The sequence below is a fragment of the Streptomyces sp. NPDC005774 genome (assembly GCF_042871645.1).
Taxonomy (GTDB): Bacteria; Actinomycetota; Actinomycetes; order Streptomycetales; family Streptomycetaceae; genus Streptomyces; species Streptomyces pratens.
Genome location: NZ_JBIAIV010000012.1, coordinates 172,580 through 179,513 on the forward strand (window position 1 = coordinate 172,580; position 6,934 = coordinate 179,513).

A 6,934-nucleotide genomic window follows, 5' to 3' on the forward strand; every position below is an offset into this window, starting at 1 on the left:
GCGCGGCCCGGCGAGGGCCTGCCTCGGTCGTGTCCCACCGAGTGGTGTAAGCGATCACGGGCTTCACGTTCCGGTACGAGGCACCTGGCGATCTCTGCGGAGGCGGAAGCCCACGAAGCGCCCTGTTGAGGCGAGTTGAACACCCGATCCGGCGGAGCCATCGTCCCCGCCCTGCGAATTCCAGCGCCTTGATCGGCTGGACCACCCGGTGGGACGCCATCCGACGCCTGCCCGACGGCGGCAGGGGTACCTACTGCTGCACCAGCAGTTGCCGTTGCCTGGCGCCCCCATTCTCATGACGAAGGCTCCCACCGAAGCGGGAGCCTCGCGTTTCCGCAGGTCAGGCGGCTGTCATGAAACTGAGTTCAAGGTGGGATTCCTGGAATACGTCCGAACCGGCGGATGGTGGCGCACATGGCGGCGATGCTGCCCGGGGTGCGCGTCAACATAGATCCGGAGCCGGGCCCGGACCGGGGCGCCTTCCGGATCGGCACCGAGCTCTATCGGATGGAACCGGGTGTCACGGAGTACGTCCTGCTCGCCCGGCTCACCGCCGGTGAACGGCGCGACACCCGGCCGGTTTTCCTGTTCTGCGGCCAGCGCGCGATCACCAACCAGGCCGCCACCCGCTATCTCGCCCGCAACCACGAGCGTCTGGCCCGCAAGCACGGTTCCCATTCCTTCGTCCTGCTGCTGAAGGTCGTCAACTCGCAGGCGTACGGCCCTGATGTCGTCGAGGTGGCCGGGGACGTGACGCGCGACGCGCAGACCCCCCTGCCGGCTCCCGCCGCCGAATCCTCCCCCCTCCCCGGCGCCCGCCTCTCGCAAGAGGCAGCAGAAGTCCTGAACCGCTCGGGGAAGCGCGCGGGCGGGTGAGCGGGCTCAACCCGTCCGACGTGCAGCTGACCTTCTGCTCGCCGGCGAACAGCCCGTGGCACGGGCCGCCTTCGCCGCGCGGACAGTGATCGCCGACTGCCGCCGGACGGGACTGGCCGATGTGAACCGCCACCCCCGCGGACGCGGGGCGGTGGGCCCCTCCCGGCGGCGGTGTCCCCCGCTCGACCGCGAAGTCCCCCTCCTCACCGGGACGGAGAAAACATCGTAGTCGAGGCCGGGCGGGGCGGACGTCCCCACGTGACCTCGCTCACTGTTCGAGGACCCCGGAGACGAAGCCCTCGGCCCGGTTCCTGCTCGGATCTCTGAAGAATTCGTCGGGCGTACAGCCCTCTGCGACAAGGCCGTTGGTCATGAAGACGTCGGCCATGAAGCCGACCGGCCGACGACAGAACGGGCGAAGCCCTCCCGCGCGTGACGATGATCACGGTCAGGTCCGCTTCGGCCGGGCGCGGCATGACGTCCAGGACCTCGTTGATCACCCCGTCCACGGGACGGCCCGGTGCGCGAAGAGGCCGGGCGGCCGGAGGGCCGTCCCGACATCGGAGCGCGGCCGCGCCGATGCCTCGCCCTCGCCCTCGTCGGCGGCTACGACTGCCCGTTGATCGGGATCGCGCCGGACCCGACGGTCTCCAGCCGGTCGCTCGCCCGGTACGGGGGCGGACCGCCCGGCCCCGGCGGGCCGATGACGACGACCACCGCTCCCCTGCCCGCGGTGAGGTCGATACCCCGCAGTACCTGCGGTTCGGAGCTCGGCGTGCCCGGCCGGGACCGGAGGGCGGGCCGGCCGGGACCGGAGCGCCGTCCGGCGTCTCACGCCTCCGCGACCTCGGCGTACAGCTGGGACAGTTCGGGCACACCGCCGGCGGCCCAGGCGCGCCCGGAGTCCACGACGTCGAACTCCCGCCCGGAGACGAGCCGTACGATGGGCTGCCCGTCGGCCCGGAGCTCCCAGACGGCTCCCGGCACGGTGCGCACGATGACCGTGCCCAGATACAGCCCGGCGTCGTTGCCCAGCCAGGTCAGGGTGTCCTCGTCGTCCCGCCAGCTTCCCGGGACCAGCTGGTCCAGCGCCTCCAACGAGGCCGGGGAGTCGTCCAGTCGGACACCGGCCCGGGACACCTGGGAGCGCAGCAGCTCGCACTCGGCGAGGAGTTCCGCGAGGCCTTCGGGATCGCGGACTCCGGGCTTCTGACGCCGGTTGCCCAGGAAGGGGATGTTCATCCCTCCAGCGTGACATTCATACCGCCGTCCGCACCACAGGGCGCGCGGACAACTCCCGTCGGGTGGCCGGTTACTGATCTTCGGTGGCCGGTGATCACACGTCCAGGTCGACCACGACCGGCGCGTGGTCCGAGGCGCCCTTGCCCTTGCGCTCCTCGCGGTCGACATAGGCGTCGGAAACGGCCTTGGCGAACGGCTCGTTGCCGTACACCAAGTCGATGCGCATGCCGCGGTTCTTGGGGAATCCGAGCTGGCGGTAGTCCCAGTACGTGAACGGGTGGTCGTACTTCAGCGGGCGCGGGACCACGTCGGTCAGGCCGGTCTCGCGCAGGGCGGCGAGGGCGGCGCGTTCGGCCGGGGTGACATGGGTGGAGCCTTCGAAGACGGTGATGTCGTGCACGTCGTCGTCGGACGGCGCCACGTTGTAGTCGCCGAGGACCGCGAACGGGCGGCTGCCCGCCGCGTCGCCGGCCACGGCGGCCTTCAGCGCCTCGAACCACTGGAGCTTGTACGCGTAGTGCGCGTGGTCCACCTCACGCCCGTTGGGCACGTACACCGACCAGACGCGGACCGGGCCGCAGGTCGCGGAGACGGCCCGGGGCTCCAGCGCACCGTCGTAGCCCGGGTCGCCGGGCAGTCCCTTGACGACGTCCTCGAGGCCCACGCGGGAGAGCACCGCCACGCCGTTCCACCGGCCGGTGGCGTGCACCGCCGACTCGTAGCCCAGCTCGCGCAGTTGATCCACCGGGAAGTTCGCCTCGGCGACCTTGGCCTCCTGGAGGCACAGCACGTCCGTGCCGCTGCTCTCCAGCCAGGCCAGGAGCCTCGGCAGGCGGGCGGTGATCGAGTTGACGTTCCAGGTCGCGATGCGCATGTTCCACAACCTACCCGGCGCCTGTGACAATGCCCGGCCGTCGGGGGCCAAAGGCCTGACTCACAGCTCGGCCGTCGCCCCCGGGGCCAGTCGCAGGTGCTCAGCGCCGCCGAGGGCCCCGATCTGGCGGTCGTAGATCGGGCGGGCCAGATCGGTGAGCAGGGCGTCGTGGATGTCGTAGGCGCGCTCCGGCCGGACCTCGCGGACGTAGTCGATGACCTCCGAGATCTTGTTCCAGGGGGCCATGACGGGGAGCATCAGCGTCCGGACCGGATGGTCGGGGACGGTGAGGGCGTCGCCGGGGTGGAAGAGGGCGCCGCCGTCGACGAGGTAGCCGACGTTGGTGACCCGCGGGATGTCCGGGTGGATCACGGCGTGCAGCTCGCCGTGCACCTGCACCTCGAAGCCCGCGGCGGTGAACGTGTCGCCGTGGCCGACGGTGTGCACCCGGCCCGGGAAAGCGGCCGAGAGCTGGTCCGCGACGGACTTCAGGGTCCAGATCCGGGCGGCCGGGTCGGCCTCCAGTGCGGCCCTGAGTCTCCCCTCGTCGAAGTGGTCGGGGTGCTCGTGCGTGACGAGGAGGGCGTCCGCGCCGAGCGCGGCGTCCTCCTCGCTGAACCCTCCGGGGTCGACGACGAGGGTGCGGCCGTCCTTCTCCAGGCGGACGCAGGAGTGCGACTTCTTTGTGAGCCTCATGCGTCCATCCTGCCTCCTCAGGGCTCCTCCCGGATCTCGCCCCGGACCTCACTCCTGAGGTGTGGTCTCCTCGCGGACCACCTGCTGGGCCACGCGGAACGCGCTGTTCGCGGCGGGGACACCGCAGTAGACGGCCGCCTGGAGCAGGACCTCCTTGATCTCCGCGGGAGTGAGGCCGTTGCGCAGGGCGGCCCGGGTGTGGACGGCGAGGTCCTCCAGGTGACCGCCGGCGACCAGGGCGGTGAGGGTGACGCAGCTGCGGGTGCGCCGGTCCAGACCGGGTCGGTCCCAGACCCCGCCCCAGACGGAGCGGGTGACGTACTCCTGGAAGTCGCCCGAGAAGTCGTCGGTCTGCGCCAGCATCTGGTCGACGTGCGCGTCGCCCAGCACCTCACGGCGGACCTTGATCCCGGCCTCGTACGGGTCGGGTTCGCCGCCCTGGGGCTGCGGCGGGACAGCGGCGGCGATCTCGGCGACGGGCCCGGCCTGTTGCGGTACGACCACCTGCCCCGCCTGGACCTGGACGGCGGGCAGGGCGATGTGTCCGGTGACGGCCTCGAAGGCGGGCTGCCAGGCGGTGGAGAAGTGCCGGACCAGAAGATCGGTGACGGCGGCGGGCTGTTCCACCGGCACGAGGTGGGAGGCGCCGGGCACGACGGCCAGCCGGGCGTCCGGCACCCCGGCGACCAGCGTGCGAGCCTCGGCGGGGCCTGTGACCTGGTCGTCCGAGCCGACCAGCACCAGCGTCGGCACACCGACGCTGCCGAGTTCGGCCCGTACGTCGAACGATGCGAGGGCCTCGCAGGCGGTGATGTAGCAACCCGGGTCGGTGGTGCGCACCATCTGCACGGCCCACTCGGTGATCGCGGGCTGCGCGGCCGCGAAACCGCTGGTGAACCAGCGGTCGGGCGCGGTGCGGGCGATCGGGTCGAGGCCGTTCGTGCGGACGATCACCCCGCGCTGGCGGAACTCGTCGGCGGTGCCGAACCGGGGCGAGGCGGCGATCAGGGCGAGGGAGGCGAGGCGTTCGGGGTGGCGCAGGGCCAGTTCCAGGCCGATCGCGCCGCCGAGCGCGCAGCCCGCGTAGCCGAAGCGCTGCACGCCGAGGCCTTCGAGGGTGGCGAGCAGCCGTGCGGTGAGATCGCCGACCGATCCCGCGGGGTATGCGGGGGCGCCTCCGTGTCCCGGCAGGTCGAACCGGAACACACGCCACTGCTTCGTCAGCTCGGGGATCTGCCGGTCCCACATGTGCCATGTGGTACCCAGTGAGGGACCCAGGATCAGGACAGGTGCGTCTTCTGGCCCGTCAAAGCGGTATTGCAGGGTGTTCGGTGGTGTCTCACTCACGCCCCAAACCCTCTCACGTGTCACGAGCTGTCACACGGCCCGGGAAAAACCGGCGACTCCCGCGCCCGGCAGCGCCACACCGCCGGCGCTGCCGCAGCCCTCGGGGCCCCAGGTACGAGTTCTCCGGCGTGTACACGTGGCCGCCCGGACAGTGCATCCTACTGACACGCGTGCTCTCCCAGTCCCTGCTCCGCAGAGCTTCCTGCTTCGGCATGGCTTTCAAGCGGTCCAATTTGCAGCAAAGCATATATTGCCGGCCCCAAGGATCAGCACGACGCACCTGAAAGCCTTCCGGGGTCTCCCCGACCAGCAGCCGGAACACCACACGGTGGACAAGCTGTGTCTTTCCCTCGTAGGAGACTTGGCCGTAGCCTGACCGCCCCTCCCCCAGGGGCATTGCATAGTCGCGATTGATCCGGTTCGCCTGCCTCGTGCGTGACGTGGCGTCATGTCCCGGTGCGGTCTGGGATGGCCCCCGGAAAGCAGAGCAGGCACGGTGCCGGTGATCATGTGGTTGTCGAGACCCATGAGAACCGAGCGAGACCGTGCCTGCCCGAATATCATCGCCCATCCCCACCACTCTGGAGCAACTGGGCTCCCAGACTGCTCCTCTTGCCCCGGGTGACATCGCTGACCTGCGTCGTTTCTTGATCCTTGTCGCTGATACCCGTGATGCGCGGGGGCGCCGGTATCCGGCCCTCGCGTTGCTCTGCGCCACTGTCGCGGCAGTGTTGACCGGCGCCCGGTCGCTCATCGCGATCAGCGAATGGATCACGGATGCCCCGCAGCGGGTGTTGGACGTCCTCGGCTTTGGCCTCGACCCGTTCACGGGGCTGCGGCCGGTGCCGCACGCCGCCACGGTGCGTCGTCTGCTGCAACGCATCGACGGTGACGCGCTGGACGCGGCGATCAGCGCATACCTGCAGGCCAGAGTGGCTCCTCCGCCGTCGACGGAGGAGAAGCGGCCGGTGCGGCGAGTCATCGCGGTCGACGGCAAGGCGGTCCGCGGATCGCGAACCCGGGCGGCCGCGGCGATCCAGTTGCTTGCCGCGATGGAGCACCACGGCGTGGTCCTCGCCCAGCGGCAGGTCGCCTCCAAAAGTCGAGTAGCCGGGGGGAATTTCACCCCCCGGCTCTCACGGAACCGTGCGTAAAGATCTCCCTTTACACGGCTCTTGTCATCCTGATCACCAGCCCGAGGACGCTGCAGTGGTCACCTTCCAGTGGGCGAACATGCGGGGATACCGCTTCGCGATCTCCCGCATCTTCCCCAGGGCCTCGCGCAACGCCGCGAGCCGCTTGTACTTCTTGCGGATCCAGCGCACCAAGTAGGCGTTGATGCGCTGCAGGAGAGGGGTCAGGGCCGATCGGTAGAACCGGCCGTAGTAGTTGATCCAGCCCGCCACGATTGGATTGATCCGTCGGGCGAGCTCCACGAAGGAGAGGTCGGACCGCCGGTGAAGACGCCAACTGCGTACTTCCCTGCCGATCCTCTTCAAGGCGTCCTTGCTGATCGCAGGCTCGAAGGACAGGAACCGCCTGCCCTGTCTGTCCTGCGACTTTCGCGCGCGGAACGTGTACCCGAGGAAGGTGAACTCCCTGTGCTCATACGAGCCCTGGCGTTTCCCGTCCTGGCAGTAGACGATCCTGGTCTTGTCGGGGTGCAGGCGCAGCCCGACTTCCTCCATCCTGTCCGTGAGCGCGGCCAGCACCTGGCGGGCCTGACGCTCCGAGACGCAGTGCACGACCGCGTCATCGGCGTAACGCTCGAACGTGACGGTGGGGAACTCCCGGTCCAGCCACATGTCGAGTAGGGTCGGGGACTGGCGCGGTGGATGAGTCCCCGTTTCCAGTCCCCGCCGCTTCAAACCGGACATGCGGTTCTCCCGCATCCGGCTT

6 protein-coding genes and 1 pseudogene are annotated in these 6,934 nt (G+C 70.0%); 2 read left to right on the forward strand and 5 right to left on the reverse strand.

From position 1 onward, the window contains the following. Positions 1-387: 387 nt before the first annotated feature. Positions 388-876, forward strand: a pseudogene (locus ACFYQA_RS14520) (hypothetical protein); the annotation flags it as partial. A gap of 831 nt (positions 877-1,707) precedes the next feature. Here ACFYQA_RS14520 and ACFYQA_RS14525 read toward each other — a convergent pair. The 4 genes from ACFYQA_RS14525 to ACFYQA_RS14540 form a co-directional block, all read right to left on the reverse strand. Further along, complete coding sequence (locus ACFYQA_RS14525) at positions 1,708-2,118, reverse strand: DUF6278 family protein (protein WP_388916499.1); 411 nt, start codon at positions 2,116-2,118, stop codon at positions 1,708-1,710. Between the two features lie 94 nt (positions 2,119-2,212). Further along, positions 2,213-2,992 (reverse strand): exodeoxyribonuclease III, encoded by a 780-nt coding sequence (locus ACFYQA_RS14530; protein ID WP_388916502.1) that lies wholly within the window; start codon positions 2,990-2,992, stop codon positions 2,213-2,215. A gap of 60 nt (positions 2,993-3,052) precedes the next feature. Continuing rightward, entirely contained in the window at positions 3,053-3,688 is a 636-nt protein-coding gene (locus ACFYQA_RS14535; RefSeq protein WP_386402371.1) for an MBL fold metallo-hydrolase, read from the reverse strand. Positions 3,689-3,736: 48 nt separating this feature from the next. Continuing rightward, positions 3,737-5,035 carry an alpha/beta fold hydrolase gene (locus ACFYQA_RS14540; RefSeq protein WP_388916505.1) on the reverse strand — a complete coding sequence of 433 codons (1,299 nt, stop codon included), beginning with the start codon at positions 5,033-5,035 and terminating at the stop codon, positions 3,737-3,739. A 545-nt stretch (positions 5,036-5,580) separates the two neighbouring features. Here ACFYQA_RS14540 and ACFYQA_RS14545 point away from each other — a divergent pair. Continuing rightward, positions 5,581-6,189: a transposase family protein gene (locus ACFYQA_RS14545; protein WP_388916508.1), complete on the forward strand. Its 609-nt coding sequence runs from the start codon at positions 5,581-5,583 to the stop codon at positions 6,187-6,189. A gap of 33 nt (positions 6,190-6,222) precedes the next feature. On the opposite strand, the gene ACFYQA_RS14550 is transcribed toward ACFYQA_RS14545, so the two are convergent. Further along, positions 6,223-6,934: group II intron maturase-specific domain-containing protein (locus ACFYQA_RS14550; RefSeq protein ID WP_388916511.1), on the reverse strand; the 712-nt coding region annotated here is incomplete at its 5' end.

What these genes read in the sequence shown, in the direction of transcription:
- ACFYQA_RS14525 (WP_388916499.1), bottom strand. Translation starts at nt 2,118, where the DNA reads ATGAACATCCCCTTCCTGGGCAACCGGCGTCAGAAGCCCGGAGTCCGC.
- ACFYQA_RS14530 (WP_388916502.1), bottom strand. Translation starts at nt 2,992, where the DNA reads ATGCGCATCGCGACCTGGAACGTCAACTCGATCACCGCCCGCCTGCCG.
- ACFYQA_RS14535 (WP_386402371.1), bottom strand. Translation starts at nt 3,688, where the DNA reads ATGAGGCTCACAAAGAAGTCGCACTCCTGCGTCCGCCTGGAGAAGGAC.